Here is a 23,919-nt window from a genome sequence, read left to right on the forward strand (position 1 = left end):
TCAGGATATTTCTCTAAAGAGGCTTTATTTATTACTGGAACAGTATCATAAGGTGAGAAGAAGTTTTTATCATCTTCTAATATTTTTAAATCAAATTTTTTCAAAAGACCATCTGTTGTAAAGGCATCTACAACATCACATTCTCCAAGGGATAGAGCACTGTATCTAAGACTTCCATCCATTGCTTTGACTTTATTAAATTTTAAATTATAATGCTTTGATAATCCTTTAAGTCCATCAGACCTATTTTCAAACTCTAAAGTAGGTGTAAGTGTTAAGTCTGAACTTATTTTAGCTAAATCAGAGATTGTATTTAAATTATATTTGTTTGCAAAATCCTTCGTAACTGCAAGGTTATAGGTATTATTAAAACCAAGAGGTTCTAAAAGCATTAAATTATGATTAGTATTTAAAAATTCATTTATATGATCATAGGATTTTTTTGAATCTTTTATAGGCTCTTGATTCATAACATTTAAAAGAATAGTTCCGGTATAATCAGGATATAAATCTATTTCTCCAGATTCTAAAGCCGCAAAGGCAACTGAAGAACCTCCAAGGTTAAATTTTTTATTTACATTATAATCAGTGTGCTCTTCGACCATGAGTGCAAAAATATTTCCAAGAATAAGTTGCTCAGTAAAGTTTTTAGAGCCTATAGTTACTGAATCTTTATTGTTATTTATTACTGAATTAATAATGGAAATACTAAATAATACTGCTAAGACTGTACTAATAACTTTAAGTCCTAAAAAACTAGATTTAGGAGAAGAAGGGTTTAGACCTTTTGGCGTAACTAAAAGTTCTATTTTACCAAAAATATAATCTACCAATAAGGCAAGTATACAAGCAGGAATAGCTCCAGCTAAAATCATATTATTATTGATAGTTTGAACACCTGAGAATACAAGATATCCAAGCCCGCCAGCACCTATAAAGGCAGCTAGTGTCATTAGCCCAACAGAGGTTACAGCAGAAATTCTAACACCTGACATTATCATAGGAAGTGCTAATGGAAGTTGAATTTTAAATAAGACTTGATTTTTAGTAAGACCAATTCCTTTAGCAGATTCTAACACAACAGGGTCTATTCCTGAAATTCCTGTGCAAGTATTTTTTACTATAGGTAAAAGGGAATACATAACAACCATACATATAGCAGGTGTACTACCTATGCCTAAAAAGGGAATTAATATTCCTAAAAGAGCCATTGAAGGGATAGCTTGAACAAGGTTTATAAAACCAACTATTGGTTTTTTCAAAAGTTGAATTCTAGAAATAAAAATACCTAAAGGAATACCGATTATTATAGCTATAGATATAGCGATAATAGTTAAAGTCATATGTTGAATTGTTAGTTTTAAGATTTGCTCTTTTTGAGAAAAAATAAATTCAATAAAATTACCCAAGAATACTCACCTCCATATCAAGAAATTGTCCACTTAAAATAGAAAGTAAGCTACTTCTAGTTATAAGACCTACAAGCTTTTTATCATCAGAAACAACAGGAATATAGCCTACAGAATGAGTATTCATTACTTCTAGGATATCAATTAGATTATCATTTTCATTAATAAATAAAACTTCTTTAGTCATGATTTCTGATAAAGGTGTAGATTTGTTTGTTGAAGATTTTATAGTTTTTAAGGTGACGATTCCTACGAGGCTATTATCTTTTTCAGAGACTAAAAGGCTGTCTACTTTATGTGTTCTCATAATTTCTATACCTTGAAGAATTGTTCTATATGGTCTAACCTTTATAGGGTTTTGAATCATTATGTCCTTTGCTTTAATAAATTCAGGGTTATTCCAAACCCTATCTTCACCAATAAAGCTTTTTACAAACTCATCAGCAGGTTCTCTTAAAATATTTTCAGGTGTATCAAACTGTGCAATCTTTCCATTATTCATTATGCAGATTTTATCAGCGATTTTTAAGGCTTCATCCATATCATGAGTTACAAAGATTATAGTTTTATTTAATTCGTGATTTAAGTTTAATAATTCGTCTTGAAGGGAAGTTCTAGTTATAGGATCTAAAGCACTAAATGGCTCATCCATTAAGATTATATCTGAATTGGTTGCAAAGGCTCTAGCAACACCAACTCTTTGTTGTTGGCCACCACTAAGCTCTGATGGGTATTTGTTTAAGAATATTGAAGGGTCTAAACCTACCATTTCTAAAAATTCAGTTGTAGATTTATTTATATCATCTAATGAGTTTTCTTTTTTTAGCTTAGGAATAAGTTCGATATTTTCGCCTATAGTTAAGTGTGGGAAAAGACCAGTATTTTGAATTACATAACCTATATTTCTCCTTAGCTTTATGGTATCTTCTTTTGATAGAGGCATGCCATCTATAAAAATTTCTCCAGATGTTGGCGTTATAAGTTTATTTATAAGCTTTAAGGTGGTGGTTTTTCCACAACCGCTTGAACCTATAAGAACAACAATAGTACCTTTTTCAATGGTTAAAGATATATCATCTAAAATCATTCTATTTCCTAATTTTTTTCTTACATTTTTAATTTCTATCATAAATCCCCCTTTAGTTAAATAAAATAATTCATTTAACTAAGTTAATCATACCATATATTGGTATAAAATAAGTGAGATGTTCGAAATACTAGGAAATAATTTAAAAAAATAAGTTGAAATTCAAAAAGAATTTCAACTTAATAACAGTTATGATCTAAACACTACTTCTTCTCTTGAGAACATATATTTTGTTGCAAGTATAGCTAAAATCAAATAGATTATATTCCAAAAGAATACTATTCCAACGTGATTAAAGTTACTTATACCAACCATAAATTCCTTCATAAGTGCAACTGAGTTTGCAATAGGAAGATGGAAAACAAATGATGAAATATCTTTAGCATCCATGAACATAGGGATGTAAGAGATTATCATTATAGGAGTTATAACGCCTGAAAGGTAAGTTCCAGCTTCTTTAGTTGACCTTGCAAATATACTTATACTTATTTGAATTGCACAAATTGCAAGTAAAAGTATCAATAACAAGAATATCATTAAAATTATAGATTCAAAGCTTAAATCAAATGAAAGGCTTGAGGAACCTTCATGTCCACCCATACTAGCCATGGATTTTATAAAGCCTTGAAGTCCTACATACATAGAAATTAAACTTGCAATCATAGTTAAGGCAGACACTACGCTTATAGCAATAATTTTTCCAAATAAAAGTGAGTTTCTATCGCAAGATGTTGAAAGAAGTGGCTCAAATGTATTTCTTTCTTTTTCTCCTGCACCTAAGTCTGCAGCAATTCCTAAGATAGGAGCAAACATAAATACAATAATAAGTGAAGGCATCATTCCACCTAAAGTTCTTGCCATAGGATTAACTTCTTCGCCATCAAGTGAGGCACTAGATTTCACGTTTAATTCAATTGGCTTTAAGATTGATGTATCAATTCCTTGAGCTTTAAGTCTATCACTAACAATACTATCTTCTAACCCAGATATTAAACTTTCTACAAAGGAAAGTGCAATTGAAGAATTATTAGAAGAATCATCATACAGAATATCTAATTTAGGATTATTTCCTTTTTTAATTTCAGCATCAAAGTTTTTAGGAACATCTATAATAAGTTGCAAATCACCATCTTTAAGAGCTTGTTTAGGATCTTCTGGTGATTCAAAGGTTACATTCTTTTGACCTTGCAGCAAATTATAAATTGAAGAATTTTGCTCACCTGTTATAGAAATTTTTATTTCTTCAGAAGCACTTTTCATAGAGCTTTCCATTCCATAGCCCATTAACTTGTACATAACAGGGAAAAGTATAATAGGAAGAATAATTGTAAAAAGAACAGTTTTCTTATCTCTAAAAATATCTTTAAGTTCTTTTTTTAAAACTACTAAGAAATTATTCATTAGAACCACCTCCCACTAAAGAAACAAAAACATCTTCTAAATCATTATTAGAATATTTTTCTTTAAGAGTTGCAATTGACGAATCTTCTAAAAGTACACCTTTATTTATAATGAGAACTCTATCGCAAAGTTTTTCAACTTCTTGCATGGAGTGACTTGAAAATAAAACTGTTTTTCCTTCAGCCTTACATTCACGAATAAATTCATGAACTACTCTGACAGCAGTTACATCAAGACCAGTACAAGGTTCATCAAAAAGCATAACGCTTGGATTGTGAACGATAGAACGAGCAATGGAAACCTTTTGTTTCATACCTCTAGAAAACTTGGCAACTCTCTTATTTATATATTCATCCATACCAAGCCTTTTTGAAAGTTCATTAATTCTTTTATCTGCATCTTTATCATTCATTCCATAAAGATTTGCAAAATAACGAATATTTTCTTTAGCAGTAAGCCTGTCATAAAGACCTACATCACCACCAAAAAGAATTCCAATTTCATTTCTAACAGCTACTGGATTTTCTTTAGCAGAAATGTTATTTACAAGTATTTCACCTGAGGTTATCTTTAGCATAGTGGAAATCATTCTAAGAGTAGTAGTTTTTCCAGCACCATTTTCTCCAAGTAAGCCAACAACTTCACCTGGATTAACAGTAAAGGAAAGACCATTAACTACAACATCTTTTTTGAATGATTTTGTTAGATTTGTAATTTTAATCATAAATTTTCCCCTTTTATAAAATTGAAATATAAGGAAATTATAACATATTAAAGAAATTAGTAAATAAATTTAAAATAACACTTTATAAAGTAATTTTAAACTTGTAATATTTTCTAGATAATTGAAAAATTTTCTTGACATGTAAAAAACCATACACTACAATAAATAAAAAGAATAAAATTTAGAGTTAAGGTACACTTTAAATTGGTCCTGTGAGGCCAGAAAGGAAGTATGCACTATGTTAGTTACAGATTTAGGTAATATCATAGAATTGTCTTTGAAGGTTAATTTAAATATTGAACATATAAGGATGGTAAAGAGAGCGATTTAAAGTATAAAACGGTCTCCTTATTGTCCTTTTTTTATTAAAATGAACTTTAAAGTGTATTTTTAGCTTCAAACATATATATTTTGAAGGAGGGCTTAAGCATGAAAGCAAAGCTTATATTAGAAAATGGTATGGTTTTTGAAGGTAAATCATTTGGATACCTTAAGGAAAGTGTTGGTGAAGTAGTATTTACAACTGGTATGACAGGATATCAGGAGGTATTAACAGACCCATCATATTATGGACAAATAGTAACAATGACATATCCTTTGGTAGGGAATTATGGAATAAATCTAGAGGATATGGAGTCAAGTAAGCCACAAGTTAGAGGTTTTATAGTTAGAGAAAAATGTACAATGCCAAATAACTTTAGATGCGAATTAACTTTAGATGATTATTTAAAGCAGAACAAGATAATAGGATTAGAAGAAATAGACACAAGAGCCTTAACAAAGGTTTTAAGAAATAGCGGAACAATGAGAGGAATCATTGCATTAGAAAATTCTACATTAGAAGAAGTAAAAGATAGATTAGAAGCTTTTTCAAATAAAGAAGCAGTAGAAATAGTAAGCGTTAAAGAAAAATACGAGATAGATGGAACAGGAAAACACGTTGCAATAATAGATTATGGAATAAAACAAAATATAATAAGAAACTTTAAAAAGAGAAACTGTAAAATTTCAGTATTCCCAGCAAGGGTTAAAGCAGAAGAAATTTTAAGTATAAATCCAGATTTAGTATTTGTATCTAATGGACCTGGGGACCCAGAAGATTTAGATTATGCTATAGAAACAATAAAAGGTATCATAGGTAAAAAACCAATAGTAGGAATTTGTCTAGGACATCAACTTTTAGCACTAAGTTTAGGTGGGAAAACTACTAAACTTAAATTTGGGCATAGAGGATGTAACCACCCAGTTAAAGATTTAGAGACAGGAAGAGTTCATATAACATCACAAAATCACGGATATGTTGTAGAAGAGTTACCAAAGGACGTTGAAGCTACACATATGAATATAAATGATGAAACGATTGAAGGCTTAAAGCATAAAACATTACCAATATATTCAGTTCAATTCCATCCAGAAGCATCAGCAGGGCCAAAGGATTGCGAATATATATTTGATAGATTTTTAGAATATGCACTATAGGATTAACGGGAGGAATTTATTATGCCATTAAATAAAGATATTAAAAAAGTTTTAGTTATAGGTTCAGGTCCAATTATCATAGGACAAGCTGCTGAGTTTGATTATTCAGGAACACAAGCGTGTCAAGCTTTAAAAGAAGAAGGAATGGAAGTTGTTTTAATAAACTCAAATCCAGCAACAATAATGACTGATAAAGAAGTTGCAGATAAAGTTTACTTAGAGCCATTAACAATAGAGTTTGTTGAAAAAGTAATAGCTAAAGAAAGACCAGATAGTTTAATTGCAGGAATGGGAGGTCAAACAGGACTAAACCTAGCAGTTGATTTACATGAAGCTGGAATTTTAGAAAAATATAATGTAAAAGTAATCGGAACATCAATAGCATCTATTAAAGAAGGTGAAGATAGAGAGCTATTTAGAGATATGATGAATAGAATAAATGAGCCTGTAATTCAAAGTGAAATAATAACAGATTTAGAAGCAGGAATGAATTATGCAGCTAAAATTGGATATCCTGTTATAGTAAGACCAGCATATACACTAGGAGGAACTGGTGGAGGAATTGCTGATAATGAAGCGGAGCTTAGAGAAACTTTAGAATCAGGACTACAATTAAGTACGATAGGACAAGTTCTACTAGAGAAATCAGTTAAAGGTTGGAAAGAAGTAGAATATGAAGTAATGAGAGATTCATATGGAAACTGTATTACAGTATGTAACATGGAAAATATTGATCCTGTTGGAATACATACAGGGGATAGCATAGTTGTTGCACCATCTCAAACTCTTTCAGATAAAGAATATCAAATGCTTAGAACTGCATCAATAAATATAATAAATGCAGTAGGAATAGAAGGTGGATGTAACGTTCAGTTTGCATTAAATCCACATAGTTTTGAGTATGCAGTAATTGAAATAAATCCAAGAGTTTCAAGGTCATCAGCATTAGCATCAAAAGCAACAGGATATCCAATAGCAAAGCTTGCAGCTAAAATTGCTTTAGGATATGGATTAGATGAAATTAAAAATGCTGTAACTCAAAAAACATATGCTTGTTTTGAACCAACATTAGACTATGTAGTATGTAAAATACCAAAGTGGCCTTTTGATAAATTCTTTAGTGCAGATAGAGCACTTGGAACTAAGATGATGGCAACAGGTGAAATAATGGCTATAGGTGCCAACTTTGAGCAAGCTTTCTTAAAAGGGATAAGAAGTTTAGAGATTGGTAGATATTCATTAGATTTTAAAAAGTTTAGAGATTTAAGTATTCAAGAACTTAAAGAGAGAGTTGTAACTCCTGATGATGAAAGAATATTTGCTCTAGCAGAAATGCTTAGAAGAGATTATAGAGTAGAGAAAGTTTCTGAAATAACAGGAATAGATAAATTCTTTGTAGAAAAAATAAAGTGGATAGTAAATGAAGAACAAAGATTAAAATTAAGTCATATAGAAAATTTAGATAAAGAGTGGTTGTTAAACTTAAAGAAAAAAGGTTTTTCAGATAAGGCAATAGCTGACTTCTTAAATGTATGTCCAGAGGATATAAATAGATTAAGAGATATATGGAATATTAAACCAACTTATAAAATGGTTGATACATGTGGAGGAGAATTTGAAGCATTATCACCATACTATTACTCAACTTATGAGCAATTTGATGAAGTTGTAGTTTCTAATGATAGAAAGAAAGTAATAGTTATAGGTTCAGGACCAATTAGAATAGGTCAAGGGGTAGAGTTTGACTATGCATCAGTTCACTGTGTTAAGGCTTTAAGAAAGCTTAATGTAGAAACTATAATAGTAAATAATAACCCAGAAACAGTAAGTACAGACTTTGATATATCAGATAAATTATACTTTGAACCTTTAACAGAGGAAGATGTATTAAATATAGTAGAAAAAGAAAATCCAGATGGAGTTATTCTTCAGTTTGGAGGGCAAACTGCCATAAAACTTGCAAACTTTATGAAAGAGAAAAATATTCCAACACTTGGAACAACTGCTGACCAAATTGATATGGCAGAAGACAGAGAAAAGTTTGATGAATTACTTGAAAAGCTTGGAGTAAGCAGACCAAAAGGAAAAGGTGTATGGAATTTAGAAGAAGGATTAAAAGAAGCTAAAGAGCTTGGATATCCTGTACTTGTAAGACCTTCATATGTAATTGGTGGTCAAGGTATGGAAATAACTCATGATGATGAGGAACTTAGCTACTACTTAAAAAATGCTTTTGAAAAAGATAAGAAAAATCCAATTCTTATAGATAAATATTTAATGGGAAGAGAAATTGAAGTAGATGCAATTTCAGATGGGGAAGAAATCTTAATTCCAGGAATTATGGAACACTTAGAGAGAGCAGGCGTTCACTCAGGGGATAGTGTTACTATGTACCCAAGCCAAAATATAAGTGAAAATATAAAAGCAGATGTTTTAGATTATACTAAGAAGTTAGCTCTTGAAATAGGAATAAAAGGAATGATAAACATTCAGTTTATAGAGTTTGAAGGAAAGCTTTATGTTATAGAGGTTAACCCTAGAGCATCAAGAACTGTACCATATATAAGTAAGGTTTCAGGAGTTCCAATAGTTGAACTTGCAACAAGAGTAATGCTTGGAGAAAAACTTAAAGACTTAGGATACGGTGTAGATGTTTATAAAGAGCCTGAATTAATATCAGTAAAGGTTCCAGTATTCTCAACACAAAAGCTTCCAAACGTAGAAGTATCATTAGGGCCAGAAATGAAATCTACAGGAGAAGTTTTAGGAGTAGGAAGAACTTTAGAAGAGGCATTATATAAAGGATTCTTAGCAGGAAGTATGTTCCCAGGAATGAAGAAAGGAAAAATTCTTGCAACCGTTAAAAAACATGATAAAGAAGAATTCTTAAAAATGGCTAAAGAACTTGCAGAGCTTGGATATACATTTATCTCAACAGAAGGAACATGTAAAATGTTAAGAGAAAATGATATTAAAGCAGAACAAGTTAGAAAGTTAAATGAAGAAAAGCCGAACATCTTAGATGTTGTGAAAAAGAAAGAAGTTGATTTAGTAATCAACACACCAACAAAAGGTAACGATTCAAAGAGAGATGGATTCTTAATAAGAAGAGCAGCAGTAGAGAGAAACATAGGTGTTATAACAGCCTTAGATACTCTTCAAGCAATCATAAATGTTAAGAAAAAAGCCTTAGAAGAAAATAAAGACTTAGAAGTCTTCAATATAGCAGAAATTTAATCAAGAGAGGTTTCCTAAAAATTTTTAGGAAACCTTTTTTTCTATTTTACATAAAATAAATTAAAAATAGAAAAAGGAGTTTTTTTATGTTATGTCCTATATGTGGAAATGAAACAGTTATTTCTGTAAATAATGAGTTAGATAGATGTACTATGTGCCAAGGGTTATTTAGAAAAAATCCTCTGGAAATTGATACTGGAAAGTTGATAAATGAAGTTTATGATTCAGGATGGGTGTCTATGAGACAAGGTGTGTTTGATGGAACTATGATAGATCATGCAATGTTTTATGAGATGATATTAAGGTTTTTAAAGGTAGGAAGAGGAGAGCTTTTAGAAATTGGTTCAGGAACAGGAGAGTTTTTATCTTTAGCTAAAAGAAGTGGGTGGAGTGTAGTTGGTCTTGAGCCATCTAAACAGTCGTGTGATTTTATAAAAAATGAATTAAAGATAGATGTAATTAATAGCGTGTGGAATAAGGATTTATTCAATGATAAAAGCTTTGATGTAATATTTTTTGCCCATGTGTTAGAGCATATAAATAATCCAGTTAAGTTTTTGAAAGAGGTAAAAGAGAAGTTAAAAGATGATGGAATTATTTTATTTAGTGTTCCAAATGCAAAGTCTATAGATTATCAAAATGCGAATATAAATAGTAATTTATACACTGAGAGAGACCATATATTCTTTTATAACCAAACTTCTTTAATAAATTTAGCTTGTGCCAGTGGATTAAAAATGAAATATATAACATCAAGACAAACAGCAGGCGAGTTTAGTAGAAAAGGTGCAATAACTAATAAGGAAAGCATGTGGAGCTTAATAGATTTAGAAAATAATATGAATGGATATGAGATAATAGGGGTACTTTATAGATAAAGAAAAAAATATCTAGATTTAAGAATATATTTTCAATTAAAGTAATATATTGTTAACATAAGAAAATTTTATGTTGACATAAGAACGGATGTTCGATAAAATTAAATCAAACGTTTGTTCGGTTAAAAGGAGTGTATTTTTTATGAAATCAAGTTCAGAAGTATTTGTTAAGTTAAACTGTAAAAGCATAAGTGAGTCAAGAAGTCTTATAATAGACAGGGAGTGCTCATATGGAAGAAAAGAGAATAAATACCTAATGTGTGCAGGAAAATACGATAAGAATGGATGGACAATCGTTTTTAAAGCAAAGGATTTTAAAGAGGCAGAAGAAATAGTAAATAATAATCCCTTTATGAATAATAAGGGATATTCAGCAAATATAATGTAAAAAATGGAGCTACAGCATTAGTGTAGCTCCATTTTCTTTAATTGGGGTGGTCTAATAATTTAATTTTTCCATCTTCTATTTCAAATATTTTTTGGCAACTTCTTGCAACTTCCATATCATGAGTAACTATAATTATAGTTTTTCCAGCCTTATTTAAGTTAGTTAAGATATCCATAACTGTTTTACTTGTTTTCTTATCTAAGGCACCTGTTGGCTCATCTGCAAGGATTATTTTAGGATTATGGACAATTGCTCTAGCAATTGCAACTCTCTGTGCTTGTCCTCCTGAAAGGTTACGACTCATTTCATTTTTCTTTTCTAATATATTTAAATCCTTAAGAACAGCATCTATTTTTTCTTTTCTATCTTTCTTTTTTATGCCTGCATATTCTAAAGGTATCTCTATATTTTCATAAACTGTATAATCTTTTATTAAAGCAAAATGCTGAACTACAAATCCAAAGTATTTGTTTCTTAATTTAGATAAACCTTTTTTAGAAGTGTTTTTAACATCTAATCCATCTAAAATATAATCACCTGAATTTTGTTCATCTAAAAGCCCTAGTATATTTAATAATGTACTTTTCCCAGCTCCAGAGGTTCCAATAATAGCAATCATTTCACCTTCATTTATTTTTACACTCACATTATCTAATGCAACTGTTACAGAATCTTTTACAGTAAAGCTCTTTGATAAATCTTTAATTTCAATTAAACTCATATTATTCATCCCCCTTAATTATAGATGGTATACTTAACTTCATTATTTTAATAATTGGAATAATAGTAACAACTATTGAAATAAGAACAGCTACTACTAGGACACAAAGTATTCCTGTGGTGTCTAAACTCTGACCTCTTAAAAGAATACCAAGAATAAATACAGTAAATGCACTAAATAAAACTAAGAAAGTTTCTAGATATATTCTTGTAGCAATATCTTTTAGGGAACCACCATTTAAAATATGAATTCCAAATTCTTTTTTTCTTTTTATAATTAAGTTTAGGTTAGTTACAATTAATGATAAAAGTAAAAAGAAAATAATACTTACCATAGCTGTATTTGATAAATCTTTTTGCATTTTATAAATATCTAAATTTTCATTTATAATTGTGCTTAAATCCTCTATATCAACACGAACTCCAATTTTTTCTTGAAAATCTTTTTGTAATGAAAATATAAATTTTGCTATTTCTTCATCAGATTTAAATTTATCAAACATTAAGAAGTTGTACCAATATTCAACCCTTGGATAAGTATACGGACGTATCATAAATTTATTAAGATTTATATAATTGTCAGAACCATCTATTACGTAAGGTGTAACTTGATTTTTCGCTGCAAAGCCTATAACTTCTAAAGAATCATTACGAGTAGTTTTTATTATGTCACCTATCTTAAAGTGTTCTTTAAAATCATATCCTAATATTACAGGGGAAGTCTTAGAATCTTTGCTAGACCTTTTATAATCATCAGCCTCGAAAAACTTTCCTGAATCTAGCTTAACATTAAAGGTTTCTAGAAAATTTTCATTAACTAAAAGATTTCTAACTTGAAACACTTGAACCCCTTCTGCAGCATAAGCCCCTATGCCTTCATACCTTAAGAATTTTTCATAACCGTCAAAGCAGTGTATGACTTCACCAACGTCAACTTGTTGCGTGAAGGTGGTATTTTTTTCTTTATTGATTTTATGGAGTAAATTTACCATTTCATCATGGTTTATATATTCATCTCCAGGACTACCTATATCTTTTATAGTGTAAATTTTATCATCTTTAAAGAAGTTAAAAATTTTATCAATTTCAGCATTTATTCTCGTATCAATCTCAATCCCTTTATATATAACTGTAAATGCCAGAGAAACTTGGATAAATAATAGTAGATTAAATATTAGATTTCTTTTCATACCTTTTATAGCATATTTAAAATTCATTTCTCTTACTCCTTTAATAAATATTGTACCTTTACAGATTTTAATTTATAAATCAATATAAATAGGAAAACTAATCCAAATAGTATTAAGAATGAACTACATGGTAGTATACCTAATAGATTTATATTATAAGATAGCAAGCCTAATTTAGAAGCAAGAAGTTGAAGAATTACAGCTAAAACACTAGCGATAAAAGTTAATAAGATATATCTAATAAAAATATCTTTAAATATATCATTTTCACTAGCACCAAAGGATTTACGAACTCCTATTTCTTGTTTCAAGCTGTTAAACCAATGAGTTAAACAAGTAAAGAAGGTTATAAGTATCCCTAAAATTATAAATGCAGTTGTAATTGCTAAATCAGAATTTTGAGCAATAGACATTTGTATAGGGTTAGCAGATGTACTTTGTGGCTTTGAATACTTTATGCCAGAGTTATTAAAATAACTTTCTACATAACTATTATTTGAATTACTTGATATAACCCAAGAAGTAGTCCAAAGTGGATTTGAACTATTTAAGATAGAATCTAAATTGTAAATTATCATTGTGTCTAGAGGAGTATTGTAATTTTCATATCCAATAACACCGATTATTTCATATTTTGTAGCACCGTTCGTTAAATATTTTTTTCCATTTTCAGTAATGGTTTTATTAAGTAGTTTTTTGCCAATAACTACTTTATTTTCATTAACATCAAAATCTTCAGGGATAAAAAATCTACCTTCTAATAAGTTATAATTTATATCATACTTATCATTAAAATATATAGCCGTAGTTTCACCTATATTATTAAAGCCTTGTAAACTAGTATATTTAATTATCATATCATCATTCTTTTTCAAGTCAGATAAATGCTTGTTTATAACAGTGTTATCTGAATCATCAGTAAATATAATATCGTAAGAAAATTTTGTGTTTTCATTATTCAATATATTAAAGTTATCTGAAGCTTGAAGAATAGTATTTATCAAATTTGATGAAAAGAGTAGTAAAGAAACTAAGCACAGCAATAAAAGTTTTGTTTTTCTCAATTTTTTTAGTCTCATAAATTACCTCAATATTTTTTATTTCATCAAAAATGACTAGAGGGAATCTCAGGTCATTTTTGTGTTATTGATGATTATGCGTTAGATCTAAACAAGAGTCATCATGTATACCATGCTCTTCGCCTACAGGATGTTCACCCATTATAAGTTCTTGTGGAGATTGAGCGTATCCAACTCCAAATGCCTTAGGGAAAGTAACTCTTCCTATTCGTACCCTTGAAAAACATTCTTGACTATTATCGCTTGGATTTACAAAACTATAACCATAGGTGCCCTCGCCTGTATAATGTCTTTTTGAACCAACAGAATGCTCACCATCTAAGCTATCACAAGAAGAGTGATGTTCGTCAATGGTTCCATTAGTTGAATTTTCAGATAAGGCAAATGCTGGTATGCCTATAGAAAAGCAAAGTGTTGCAATAATGCTTAAAATTTTAAATGATTTCATAAAAAAACCCCCTTTTGAAAATATAAATACATTTTATCAAAAAAATGTATTTATATGGGAACGATAAGAAAAGGATAAGAAAATAATAAGAAAATAATAAGATATTTAGGCATTAGGAAGTTAGATTTAGAGGAATATAAAGGAAAATAAAAGAACTACTATGCTACCCAAAGCAAAGTAGTTCTTATTTATATATAATATTTTATTCCTGTAATAACTAGAGAAAGTTCTTTAAGAAGGTTAAATGTAGTATTAACTTCTCGAATTTTACTTTCTACAACTTTAAGTATTGGTCTAAGTGGATAGTCAACATTATTATCTTCTACAATACATGTATCACCGTTACTTAAAGATACAAGGGTTCCTTTTGGATAAGGAACAATTAATTTTGCAAAAACTGAAACAATATCAATATCAAATGCAGTTCCACAATTAGCCATTATGTATTCTATAGCCTCATGTGCCATTATAGGTGTTCTATATGGACGATTTGATGTTAAGGCATCATAAACATCAGCAACACCTGCAATTCTTGCTAGGAGTGGGATGTCATGTCCTGAAAGTCCTTGTGGATAGCCAGTACCATTAAATTTCTCGTGATGGTATCTTATAATCTCTTTGCTTTTTTTTGAGATATTAGGACAATCGTAAATATATTCATACCCTTTTTGTGAGTGAGTTTTAATTTTTTTAAACTCTGTATCAGTTAAAGCACCGGGTTTTTTTATTATTTCATTAGGGATAAGAACTTTTCCTATATCATGTAAAATAGCACCTATGCAAAGATGAGATAGTTCATCACGGGATAAATTTAATCCAACACCAATAATAACAGAAATAACGGCAACATTTACTGAGTGTTGGTATGTGTAGTTGTCCATATTTTTAATATCAATTAATGATATCAAAATATTATCATTTTTAAGAATATCATTTAAAATTTCTTCTGATACGTTACAAACATCATCTAATTGAATGTTATGCGTAGGACTTGAAGCATCAATAGATTCAAAAATACCTTTTAAAAGATTTACTGATTTTTGTCTAAGTTCAGGTCTTAAAGCATCACTAATTTCAATATCATTTGCATTATCAGAAATATAAATATGTGAAATACCGTTCTCTTTAATCTTTTTTAGAAGGCTACGTTTTAAAGTAAATCCTTTTTTTAATAAGATTCTTCCTTCGTTATCAAATATAGTTTTTCCTAAATATGACCCTTCTTGAACCATATCAACAGGAATAATTCTCATAAAAACACCTCAATTTAATCAATATAATACTTTACAGAAATAATTACGATTGAAAGAGAATAAAGTAAATCGATAATTTTTCCATTTTTATCTTCTGAAGTACCCTTAACAATCTTTACAATAGGTCTAAGAGGATATCTATAGTTATTTGATTCTACAATGCAAATATCTCCAGTACTTAGCTCTATAAGAGTGCCTGTAGGATATGGAATGATAAACTTAGAAAACACTTTAACTATCTTATGATCAAATAAAGTTCCAGAATGAGCCATAATGTATTCTACGGCATCATTAGGATGAATTGGTTTTCTATAAGGTCTATTTGATGTAAGAGCATCATATACGTCTGCAATTGAAACTATCTTAGATAATTTGAAAATTTCATTTGAGTGCAGTCTATTAGGGTAACCAAGTCCATCAACTCTTTCATGATGTTGCTTGATTATAAGCTTACTAGCAGATGAAATTAAATAGTTGTTTGAAAAATAATCATAGCCTTTTTGAGAATGGGTTTTGATAAGTTCAAACTCTTCATCAGTAAGAGCCGCTGGCTTTTTTATTATGTCATTTGGAATAAAAACTTTACCAATATCATGCAATAAAGAACCTATACATAGATGTAATAGTTCTGATTTTGGAAGTCTTAGTCCTATGCCAATAACGACTGAAATTATGGCAACATTCACAGAATGTTGGTATGTATAGTTGTCCATTGTTTTAATATCAACTAGAGATATCATAATGTTTTCGTTGTCTAAGATATTATTTAAAATTTCTTCGGCAACTAAATTTACAGAATCTAGATAAGCATGCTTATCACTAACTAAATTATTATCATATGCTTTTGTTATATTAGTGAAAACTTCTTTTAAGGTAGTGATAGATTTTTGTCTAAGCTCAGGACGTATAATATCTTCTATTTCTTCTAAACTATATTCATCAACAGCATAAATTTGATGAATGTTATTTTCTTTTATTTTTCTTATTAAATTTTCTTTAAGGGCAATTCCTTCTTTTAAAAGAATACGACCATCATCAGCATAGATAGTTCTAGCTAAAAATGAACCCTCGCGGACTGATTCAATTGGTATAAGTCTCATAAAAACACCTCAATACTAAAGATAAATCTATTATACTATAAAGAATAATAAATGGTAAAGATTTGAATGAATATAAAAAAATAACTACAAAAATCAGTGAAATTTTCGCAGTTATTTTTAATCTTATATTAAATATCTAGTAAATTTTTCTCGTAGCTTGAGTAAAGAGTTCTAAGTAAGCTCATTTTATCTTCTAATTCAAGATAAAGGTCTGAAGCTAGTGATAAATTATCATTTAAGAAAGCTTCTTTTAATCTAGTAAATAAAGATTTTTGAGTTGAGCTATCCTTCATTATATAAATTCTTAATTTTGATATTTCAGACCAATTAAGAATATCTATATCAGATGCAAATGAAGGGTCGTGCAATCTTTTTGATTCTCTTACTTGCTTTAAGAATTTTTTTATAACTCTATGCTCAATTTCTGTTGACCATCTTGTGATAGTTCCCATTCTAAAACTATTGATAATTGTATCTGTAAATACAGGGTTTCTTCTTAAAACAGAAAGTTTTTCTTTAAAATCATCAAGTTGTTTTAAATTTTCATAGATTGTAGCAGGAGCTCTTCCAAATAATTGTTCTCTTTCTTCCTCTGTATAATGTTCAAAAACATCAAGTTCAGATCTATAAGCTCTTTCTTTAGAAAGATAAGTAGCATCTTCACCTGGTTTTTTAGATAATTCAGCTAAAAGCTCATCTTGAGATTTTTTATTTTCTAAAGCATAGATAAGTCCATCTAACATTGAAAGATATGAAACTGCCATTGTTAAATATGTGTTACTATGTGGATTTGGAGATCTAAGTTCAAATCTAGTTGCAAGAGGACTTGAGGTATCTCTAATTAATCCAATTAAGATGGTTCTGTTTCTTGATGGATTAGTTGGTGATTCTCCAAGTGATGTAACAGTACAAATTGGAGCTTCAAATCCAGGTTTTAATCTTTTTAGTGCATTGTTTGTTGATGAAATAAATGGATTCATTATCTCATAATTATTAAGCATCCCCATTAATGAACCATATCCAATTTCACTTAAGAAGTGATCTTTAGGAGCATGGAAAAGATTAATTATTTTTCCGTTTTTTAATTTTGCACTTACACCTAAGTGAACGTGCATTCCGGAACCTGCAACATCATCAATTGGCTTTGCCATAAATGTTACATCAAGACCATATCTGCTATAAGTTTCTTGAATAAGATTTCTGATGAATAATTCATTATCTGCAGCTTGAAGAGCAGATGAGAACTTCCAATCTATCTCTAATTGTTCCATTATATGAGTATAATTTCCGTTAGAGCTAAGCTTAGCTTTAACACCACCTACTTCTTTGTGTCCCATTTCAGGTTCAAAACCATACTTATCCATTAAAATAAGTGTTTGTTCTAAAGCTGTTCTAACATTTCCTTTTGTTTTAGTCCAATAATGTTCGTGTAAAACTTGAGAGGCTGATAAAGCTTCAATGTTAGCAGTATCGTTAGGAGTTTGCACCCAAAACTCTAATTCGGTAGCAGAAGTTATTAAAATCTTTTCAATATCTTCTAATTTAATTCCAATGCTGTCTAATGCATGTGGATTTTCTTTTAATAAATTCATAAGAGATTGAGTGTAGGTATCGATTGAAGATTTTAATAGATAACGTGAGTCTACAGGCTTGTTGTTGTGGTGTAAGAAGCATGGAATTTTCAATGTACCGATAGGTAGGTTTGTTTCTTCATCAAGGTTGTCAAAATTATAATCAATAAACCAATTGCAGTCTAAATCAGCAATCATATCAACTTTAGCATCATGTAATGTTGCAATTCCAGGTAAAACAACAGAAGAACCATCTGTTTGAACAGCGACTCCGTCTAAGAATGAGTTCAGGTCATCTAAAAATAACTTAACAGGAATTTTTTCGTCTGTATCATTTCCAGATAGGTCAATTCCAACTAAGGAAACAAACTTAATTTGTGGGTGTTGTTTTAAAATCTCCTTTAAATCATTTTCATTATGCTTTTCTTTAGATATTGTAAAAATTAAATTTTCAATCATAATCTAGAATTTCATATATATTGCTATAAATTAGTATAATATCCGAAAATATGAACAATATATATAAAATAAATTCACATCCTTTCGCTGTATAATCGAACAAATAAGAGTTTTATTAAGAAAATGTTCGTTACTTTCTAAATCTTAGGAAAATTTTACTATATAAAATATTCATAGTCAATAAAAAATAAATTAAATTTCAGTGAAAGTATTAGGAGATTAATGGAAAAAGATATATAATTTAAAAATTGTTAGTAGATTTATTAGTTTTAAAGTTATAAAATAAGTATTAGATTAAAAGAGAGTGGAGTGATTAAGCTTTGAATAAGAAGGAGTTACCAATAGGGTTTTTTGATTCAGGTGTTGGTGGATTAAGTGTTTTAAAAGATGCATTAAAGCTTATGCCTAATGAAAATTATGTTTTTTTTGGAGATTCAATAAATGCTCCTTATGGTGATAGACCGATGAAGGAAATAAGAGATTTAACATTTGATGCGGTAGATTTTTTATTTTCTAAAAAAGTTAAAGCTATAGTAGTAGCATGTAATACAGCAACTAGTGCAGCAGTTGCTGAATTAAGAAGAGTATATAAGGACGTGCCGATTGTAGGGATAGAACCAGCGGTTAAACCTGCAGTAGAGCTTAGAAGAGAAGGTAAAATTATAATTATGGCAACGGCGTTTACGATAAAACAGAACAAATTTGCTAGATTAATTGAAAAGTATAAAGATGAAGATTTATATCCAATGCCATGTCCAGGTCTTGTGGAATTTATAGAATCAGGAGATTTAGAGAGTGATAAATTAAAATTATTCTTAAAGGAAAGATTTAAAGAATTAGAAAATGAGAAAATAGCAGCAGTTGTTCTAGGGTGTACACATTATCCTTTTATAAAGGATAGCTTATCAGAAGTTATAGGAAGGGACATACCTATTTTAGACGGTGGGATGGGTACTGTTAAAGAACTTAGAAGAAGACTTGATGTAGCAAATCTTATAAATGAAAATAAGAAAAAAGGCAAAATTGATTTTTATAATTCTTGTGGAAGAGAGGATATTGAAGTTCTTAGCAAAAAACTTTTAGAGGTATAAAAAATAAAACTATTGCATAATGTAATAGTTTATTTTTTTTGAACAAAAGAGAGAAACTTTACATATAATAAACTATATCTATAAAAAGTTTTAAAAAAGTTTGTTAAATAGTTGACAAAGAAAAAAGAAATTGATAATATAGAGACATAAAATAAATTGTCAGAAAATTTAAACAAATAACTAAAATTAAAATGAGGTGTTCAAAATGATGGTAAATGTAAAAGAATTATTAGGAGAAAATTTTGGTATTGAAGATGCTATATTCCTAAGAGAAACTATAAAAAGCAGTGGAGAGCAAGTAGTATTAGATTTTGAAGGATTTGATAGAGTTCCTAGCACTTTCTTAACAAGTCTTTTTAATGATTTAATAAATGAGCAAGGAAGAGACGTTGTTTACAACAATATAACTGTTAAGAACTTAACAAATACAAATGATTATTCAAGAGTTGTAATGGGAACTACATTCTTAAATTAATTATTTTAAGTATATAAATAAATGTGGGGACTAATATTTAATGCAGTTTAAATTAAAATAATTAATTGGAGTATTATAATGAGTGAAAATAGAATAAGATATAAAAATCCTACTATAGATTAAAATGATATAGTAGGATTTTTTTATTTTATGGATAAAAAATCACAAATGAGATATAATTTCAATATAATAAAAATATTATTGTTAAAGGTAAATTTTGAATTTAAAGTTTAGCTTTAGAGAATAATATAAAAATATAAAGTTTGAAGGGAGATTTTTAATATGAGTAATCCAATAGTAACTATAAAAATGAGAAATGGGGGAGTTATAAAAGCAGAATTATATCCTGAAATAGCTCCAAATACAGTAAATAACTTTATTTCATTAATTGAAACAGAATTTTATAACGGAAGAATATTTCACAGAGTAATTCCAGGATTCATGATTCAAGGAGGATGCCCAGATGGAACAGGAATGGGTGGTCCAGGATATGGTATAAAAGGAGAATTCACATCAAATGGATTCCAAAATGATTTAAGACATAGCAAAGGTGTTTTATCAATGGCTAGAGCAATGAGCCCTAACTCGGCAGGAAGCCAATTCTTTATAATGACATCAGATGCACCACATTTAGATGGTCAATATGCTTCATTTGGTAAAGTAATTGAAGGAATGGAAGTTGCAGATGAAATAGTTAAACAGCCAAGAGATAGAGGAGATAGACCATATGATGACCAAGTTATGGAAACTGTAACTGTTGATTTATGTGGATATGAGCCAAAAGAGCCAGAAACAATATAATAGGTGAAATTATGAAAAAAAATAAGTGTTTATTAGCTTATGGGCTAACTGAAGAAGAAAGAATGGCATTAAGAGCCTTTGGAAAAGTTATAGAAATAAAGCCAGAAATGGCAGAACTAAAAATTGGTCAAATCCCAACACATAGCGGTGAAGGGCTAGAGACTGTAAAAGAGCTACCTAAAGAAAAGGTAGTATTATTCCATGACTTTGCAGATAGCGAAGCTAGAGGAACTATAAGTAAAGTAAGAAGCACTGTTCCAGGAGTTATTCTTGCAATGGTTACACCTATGTCAAGAATGTGGAGCTTCCACTATCTTATAAATCATTTAATGGAAGAGAGAGAACTTCATAAGCAGATGCAAGAGGGGAGATAATTACCTTGAGTAGAGTTGGTGAAAAGATTAAGGAAGCGAGACTTAAACAAAATATGACACAAAAAGCTTTAGCAAAAAAGCTTGGAGTTGCAGAAAAGTTTTTAAATGAAGTTGAGCTTGGAAGAAAAGTTGCACAGGAATCTTTTATAGATAGAGCAGCAAAGGTATTAAAAGCAGATTTTAATGATATAAGCATGGTTGTTACAGACAAAGATTTAATGGAAGAAAGAAAAAATGAAAAAAGTTTTGCACCTAAAAAGACCAAAGTTGAAAAAAATGAAGTTTGGGAAAGTGCATTTTCATCAGTTCTTAAAAATGTACCAATATATGATTATACTTTAAAAAATGTATTAGGAAGTAAAGAGTTACCTATTCATTCTAATAAGGTAGAAGGATATCCACAAGATAAAGTTTTATATATTAAAATCCAAAATGATGAAATGAGTGGATGTAGAATGCTTGAAGGAGATTTAGTTTTTGCACATTTAGTAAATAACTTAGATTCAAATGGATTCTTCTTAGTAAACCATAAGGGCGAAAATAAGGTTAGAGAAATCAAAAGATTAGATAATTCTAAAGTTCTTCTTATGAGTAATAGAGGTTCAGTTATGACTGAAACTGTTGAAGTAAGAAACCTTCAAGTTATAGCAAAGTTAGATAGAATAGAAATTAAATTATAAGTTAAAAAAGGACTTTTTCAGTTTTGAAAAAGTCCTTTTTATTATCTGTAAGTAACTAATTTATTAGAAAAAGTACTATTTTTATCTTCTGATATAAAGGTATCATTGAAGAAGTTACTTTTTTCACCTAAGCTAGTATCAAAAGTTTTTACTCCATCACGTTCAATTAATGTTTTTTCGTTAGAATATAAATTTGTTCCAAGACCAAGTCTATTTCCTTCAATCTTAACACCCATACTTGCTAAAATTGTAGGATAAAAATCAACTGGTGAGAACTCTCTATTTTTAAGTCTATCAACATTTTTGTTAGTAGTTGTAGGATCAGCATTTAAAATTAAATTAAATACAGATCTACGATAGTTTGGATCCCAATTTTTAAAGAAGTTTTTATCCATACTTAAGTGGTCACCAGTTACTACTATTGTTGTATTTTCATAGAATGGTTGTTTTTGAATCCATTTTATAAACTCTACAGCTTCTTTAGTTGAATAAGAAATAACATTTGCATATTGACTTTTATGTTTCTTTTCAGCATGTTTAGAAAGGTAACCATCTGGGAAATGCGTATCTGCAGTTTCCATTGTGAAGTTAAATGGCTTACCTTCTTTTGAAAGTCTAGTCAATTCTTGCTTTGCAAATCCATATAATTTATCATCTTCAAATCCCCACCAAACATCGTAGTTTGGAGGAACTAAACCTTCTTTTAAAACATATTTGTGGTCAAAGATTTTAAAATCTCCATGTGTTCCAAAGTAAGTTGTTAAACCACCAAAATCAGCGTCAGCACCAAACATAATAGTTTGATTATATCCTTCAGTAGCTAGAATATCACCTATTGTAACAGCACCAGGAAGGAAGCTTCCAGATTTACCATAAGAGTTTCCACCCATAGGGATTTTTAATGGAATACCTGCACCCATATTAATCATTGAAGCAACAGACCAACTTGAACCGTAAGTTTGATATGGACCACCAAATTTGTCATTATGAGAGAAACTCACACCTTCTTTTGAAAGAGTAGTCAATTCTGGCATTAAGTTAACATCCATGTATCCACCAAGTTCTTTTGAAAGATATGATGATTCAACAGATTCTAAATAAATATGAATTAAGTTTCTTTTTTTCTTTGGAAATTCCATTTTTACATTACGTGGATCAACATAATTATCTTTTATATATGCTGAATCTGAGAAATATGATTTTACAACTTCAGGAAGTCTTAATTTTTTTGAACCATAGTAGACACCAGAAGCTAGGAAAATAAAACTGAATATAAGAACCGCTATTCTGAAATATTTAAGAGTAATCAGTTTTATATTACGTTCTTTAAAATCTAAAGAGATATTATATTTAAAACTAACAATTATAATAAATATTAGAATACATGCAATACTTGAAAATACAGGAGTATTTAAAATTTCAACATACATATCTGTGCTTGTCCCTTTAAGCGGTGAGTGTAAATTGAATAAAAATTGCTCTGGTGTAATGTTTCCGAAATAGTCAATAAACCAATCAGCAAAAAATATAAAGGAAGCTCCAATAGCGATAAAGACAACTGAAAAAACTTGAATAAGTATAACTTTCCAATTTTTCTTTTCAGTTACAAGTTCAAAATGAAGTTTCTTAAACATTAATCCTTTAAAGGTTAAGTAAATAAGTCCTAATAATAAAGTAAATAAAATATACTTTATCATAAGAGAAGTGTTATAAAATGATGCTTTAAGTATATTAGGTTTACCTAATAGAAATTTTAAAATACTTAAAGAAACTACATTTAAAAACACTAGTTTCGTTAATAATTCCTTTAATAAGGTTTTAGTAGTTTTAGCTTTTTCGAATAAAAAGTAACTAAAAAATCCTATCAATAATCCAGGAATTAAGTAGCTTATTATTTGCATTAAATTTTCCCCCCCGAAAATAAAAATAATCATAAAAAAATATTAAAATGAAAAATATTTTTTATGAACAGATATATGATACCATACTTAAATTTCAAAAAAAATGTATTTTTATAACATTTAAAAATAAAAAAGGTAAAAAAGACATTTCAATTTGTTTGACATATCAAATAA

21 protein-coding genes are annotated in these 23,919 nt (G+C 29.3%); 9 read left to right on the forward strand and 12 right to left on the reverse strand.

Annotated elements, in window-relative coordinates; genetic code table 11:
- The 4 genes from ACRC28_RS08115 to ACRC28_RS08130 form a co-directional block, all read right to left on the reverse strand.
- A partial coding sequence (locus ACRC28_RS08115; RefSeq protein ID WP_438542954.1) for an ABC transporter permease/substrate-binding protein occupies positions 1 to 1,409 on the reverse strand: 1,409 nt, incomplete at its 3' end.
- Entirely contained in the window at positions 1,402 to 2,538 is a 1,137-nt protein-coding gene (locus ACRC28_RS08120; RefSeq protein ID WP_438542955.1) for a betaine/proline/choline family ABC transporter ATP-binding protein, read from the reverse strand. The genes ACRC28_RS08115 and ACRC28_RS08120, both read right to left, overlap by 8 nt.
- A gap of 147 nt (positions 2,539 to 2,685) precedes the next feature.
- Entirely contained in the window at positions 2,686 to 3,897 is a 1,212-nt protein-coding gene (locus tag ACRC28_RS08125) for an ABC transporter permease (protein ID WP_438542956.1), read from the reverse strand.
- A complete protein-coding gene (locus ACRC28_RS08130) occupies positions 3,890 to 4,621 on the reverse strand; it encodes an ABC transporter ATP-binding protein (RefSeq protein ID WP_438542957.1) in 732 nt (243 codons plus the stop codon). Before ACRC28_RS08130 ends, ACRC28_RS08125 begins: the two co-directional genes overlap by 8 nt.
- 429 nt (positions 4,622 to 5,050) lie before the next feature.
- On the opposite strand from ACRC28_RS08130, the gene carA reads away from it, so the two are divergent.
- The 4 genes from carA (at position 5,051) to ACRC28_RS08150 (ending at position 10,603) form a co-directional block, all read left to right on the forward strand.
- The gene (gene carA, locus ACRC28_RS08135) at positions 5,051 to 6,100 is read left to right on the forward strand and encodes a glutamine-hydrolyzing carbamoyl-phosphate synthase small subunit (protein WP_438542958.1); all 1,050 of its coding nucleotides are present in this window, start codon (positions 5,051 to 5,053) and stop codon (positions 6,098 to 6,100) included.
- A 21-nt stretch (positions 6,101 to 6,121) separates the two neighbouring features.
- Positions 6,122 to 9,337, forward strand: coding sequence for a carbamoyl-phosphate synthase large subunit (gene carB / locus ACRC28_RS08140; protein ID WP_438542959.1), 3,216 nt, complete (start codon positions 6,122 to 6,124; stop codon positions 9,335 to 9,337).
- An 86-nt stretch (positions 9,338 to 9,423) separates the two neighbouring features.
- A complete protein-coding gene (locus ACRC28_RS08145) occupies positions 9,424 to 10,215 on the forward strand; it encodes a methyltransferase domain-containing protein (protein ID WP_438542960.1) in 792 nt (263 codons plus the stop codon).
- A 142-nt stretch (positions 10,216 to 10,357) separates the two neighbouring features.
- Positions 10,358 to 10,603, forward strand: a complete 246-nt coding sequence (locus ACRC28_RS08150; protein ID WP_438542961.1) for a hypothetical protein — start codon at positions 10,358 to 10,360, stop codon at positions 10,601 to 10,603.
- Positions 10,604 to 10,640: 37 nt separating this feature from the next.
- On the opposite strand, the gene ACRC28_RS08155 is transcribed toward ACRC28_RS08150, so the two are convergent.
- From ACRC28_RS08155 to ACRC28_RS08185, 7 genes are all read right to left on the reverse strand, one after another.
- Positions 10,641 to 11,324, reverse strand: coding sequence for an ABC transporter ATP-binding protein (locus ACRC28_RS08155; RefSeq protein ID WP_438542962.1), 684 nt, complete (start codon positions 11,322 to 11,324; stop codon positions 10,641 to 10,643).
- A 1-nt stretch (position 11,325) separates the two neighbouring features.
- Positions 11,326 to 12,540: an ABC transporter permease gene (locus ACRC28_RS08160; RefSeq protein ID WP_438542963.1), complete on the reverse strand. Its 1,215-nt coding sequence runs from the start codon at positions 12,538 to 12,540 to the stop codon at positions 11,326 to 11,328.
- Between the two features lie 5 nt (positions 12,541 to 12,545).
- Positions 12,546 to 13,517 (reverse strand): ABC transporter permease, encoded by a 972-nt coding sequence (locus tag ACRC28_RS08165; RefSeq protein ID WP_438542964.1) that lies wholly within the window; start codon positions 13,515 to 13,517, stop codon positions 12,546 to 12,548.
- A 139-nt stretch (positions 13,518 to 13,656) separates the two neighbouring features.
- A complete protein-coding gene (locus ACRC28_RS08170) occupies positions 13,657 to 14,040 on the reverse strand; it encodes a hypothetical protein (protein ID WP_438542965.1) in 384 nt (127 codons plus the stop codon).
- Between the two features lie 188 nt (positions 14,041 to 14,228).
- A complete protein-coding gene (locus ACRC28_RS08175; RefSeq protein ID WP_438542966.1) occupies positions 14,229 to 15,293 on the reverse strand; it encodes an HD-GYP domain-containing protein in 1,065 nt (354 codons plus the stop codon).
- Positions 15,294 to 15,307: 14 nt separating this feature from the next.
- The gene (locus ACRC28_RS08180) at positions 15,308 to 16,393 is read right to left on the reverse strand and encodes an HD-GYP domain-containing protein (RefSeq protein WP_438542967.1); all 1,086 of its coding nucleotides are present in this window, start codon (positions 16,391 to 16,393) and stop codon (positions 15,308 to 15,310) included.
- Positions 16,394 to 16,521: 128 nt separating this feature from the next.
- Complete coding sequence (locus ACRC28_RS08185; RefSeq protein WP_438542968.1) at positions 16,522 to 18,423, reverse strand: glutamine synthetase; 1,902 nt, start codon at positions 18,421 to 18,423, stop codon at positions 16,522 to 16,524.
- A 320-nt stretch (positions 18,424 to 18,743) separates the two neighbouring features.
- Between ACRC28_RS08185 and murI the strand changes: the two genes are divergently transcribed.
- From murI to ACRC28_RS08210, 5 genes are all read left to right on the forward strand, one after another.
- The gene (gene murI / locus ACRC28_RS08190) at positions 18,744 to 19,514 is read left to right on the forward strand and encodes a glutamate racemase (protein WP_438542969.1); all 771 of its coding nucleotides are present in this window, start codon (positions 18,744 to 18,746) and stop codon (positions 19,512 to 19,514) included.
- Between the two features lie 205 nt (positions 19,515 to 19,719).
- A complete protein-coding gene (locus ACRC28_RS08195) occupies positions 19,720 to 19,989 on the forward strand; it encodes an STAS-like domain-containing protein (protein ID WP_438542970.1) in 270 nt (89 codons plus the stop codon).
- Between the two features lie 282 nt (positions 19,990 to 20,271).
- Positions 20,272 to 20,790, forward strand: a complete 519-nt coding sequence (locus ACRC28_RS08200; protein ID WP_438542971.1) for a peptidylprolyl isomerase — start codon at positions 20,272 to 20,274, stop codon at positions 20,788 to 20,790.
- Positions 20,791 to 20,801: 11 nt separating this feature from the next.
- On the forward strand, positions 20,802 to 21,164 hold the full coding sequence (locus ACRC28_RS08205) for a DUF3783 domain-containing protein (RefSeq protein ID WP_438542972.1): 363 nt from the start codon (positions 20,802 to 20,804) through the stop codon (positions 21,162 to 21,164).
- 5 nt (positions 21,165 to 21,169) lie between these two features.
- Positions 21,170 to 21,844 carry a helix-turn-helix domain-containing protein gene (locus tag ACRC28_RS08210; protein WP_438542973.1) on the forward strand — a complete coding sequence of 225 codons (675 nt, stop codon included), beginning with the start codon at positions 21,170 to 21,172 and terminating at the stop codon, positions 21,842 to 21,844.
- 41 nt (positions 21,845 to 21,885) lie between these two features.
- On the opposite strand, the gene ACRC28_RS08215 is transcribed toward ACRC28_RS08210, so the two are convergent.
- Positions 21,886 to 23,745 carry an LTA synthase family protein gene (locus ACRC28_RS08215; RefSeq protein ID WP_438542974.1) on the reverse strand — a complete coding sequence of 620 codons (1,860 nt, stop codon included), beginning with the start codon at positions 23,743 to 23,745 and terminating at the stop codon, positions 21,886 to 21,888.
- Between the last annotated feature and the right edge of the window lie 174 nt (positions 23,746 to 23,919).

The sequence above is a fragment of the Clostridium sp. genome (assembly GCF_051650885.1).
In the GTDB taxonomy this organism is placed as follows: domain Bacteria; phylum Bacillota; class Clostridia; order Clostridiales; family Clostridiaceae; genus Clostridium.

Coding starts and splice junctions, on each gene's coding strand:
- ACRC28_RS08130 (WP_438542957.1), bottom strand. CDS start 4,621: ATGATTAAAATTACAAATCTAACAAAATCATTCAAAAAAGATGTTGTA.
- ACRC28_RS08195 (WP_438542970.1), top strand. CDS start 19,720: ATGATGGTAAATGTAAAAGAATTATTAGGAGAAAATTTTGGTATTGAA.
- ACRC28_RS08180 (WP_438542967.1), bottom strand. CDS start 16,393: ATGAGACTTATACCAATTGAATCAGTCCGCGAGGGTTCATTTTTAGCT.
- carB (WP_438542959.1), top strand. CDS start 6,122: ATGCCATTAAATAAAGATATTAAAAAAGTTTTAGTTATAGGTTCAGGT.
- ACRC28_RS08125 (WP_438542956.1), bottom strand. CDS start 3,897: ATGAATAATTTCTTAGTAGTTTTAAAAAAAGAACTTAAAGATATTTTT.
- ACRC28_RS08155 (WP_438542962.1), bottom strand. CDS start 11,324: ATGAGTTTAATTGAAATTAAAGATTTATCAAAGAGCTTTACTGTAAAA.
- ACRC28_RS08170 (WP_438542965.1), bottom strand. CDS start 14,040: ATGAAATCATTTAAAATTTTAAGCATTATTGCAACACTTTGCTTTTCT.
- ACRC28_RS08205 (WP_438542972.1), top strand. CDS start 20,802: ATGAAAAAAAATAAGTGTTTATTAGCTTATGGGCTAACTGAAGAAGAA.
- ACRC28_RS08160 (WP_438542963.1), bottom strand. CDS start 12,540: ATGAATTTTAAATATGCTATAAAAGGTATGAAAAGAAATCTAATATTT.
- carA (WP_438542958.1), top strand. CDS start 5,051: ATGAAAGCAAAGCTTATATTAGAAAATGGTATGGTTTTTGAAGGTAAA.
- ACRC28_RS08200 (WP_438542971.1), top strand. CDS start 20,272: ATGAGTAATCCAATAGTAACTATAAAAATGAGAAATGGGGGAGTTATA.
- ACRC28_RS08150 (WP_438542961.1), top strand. CDS start 10,358: ATGAAATCAAGTTCAGAAGTATTTGTTAAGTTAAACTGTAAAAGCATA.
- ACRC28_RS08145 (WP_438542960.1), top strand. CDS start 9,424: ATGTTATGTCCTATATGTGGAAATGAAACAGTTATTTCTGTAAATAAT.
- ACRC28_RS08215 (WP_438542974.1), bottom strand. CDS start 23,745: ATGCAAATAATAAGCTACTTAATTCCTGGATTATTGATAGGATTTTTT.
- ACRC28_RS08175 (WP_438542966.1), bottom strand. CDS start 15,293: ATGAGAATTATTCCTGTTGATATGGTTCAAGAAGGGTCATATTTAGGA.
- ACRC28_RS08185 (WP_438542968.1), bottom strand. CDS start 18,423: ATGATTGAAAATTTAATTTTTACAATATCTAAAGAAAAGCATAATGAA.
- ACRC28_RS08120 (WP_438542955.1), bottom strand. CDS start 2,538: ATGATAGAAATTAAAAATGTAAGAAAAAAATTAGGAAATAGAATGATT.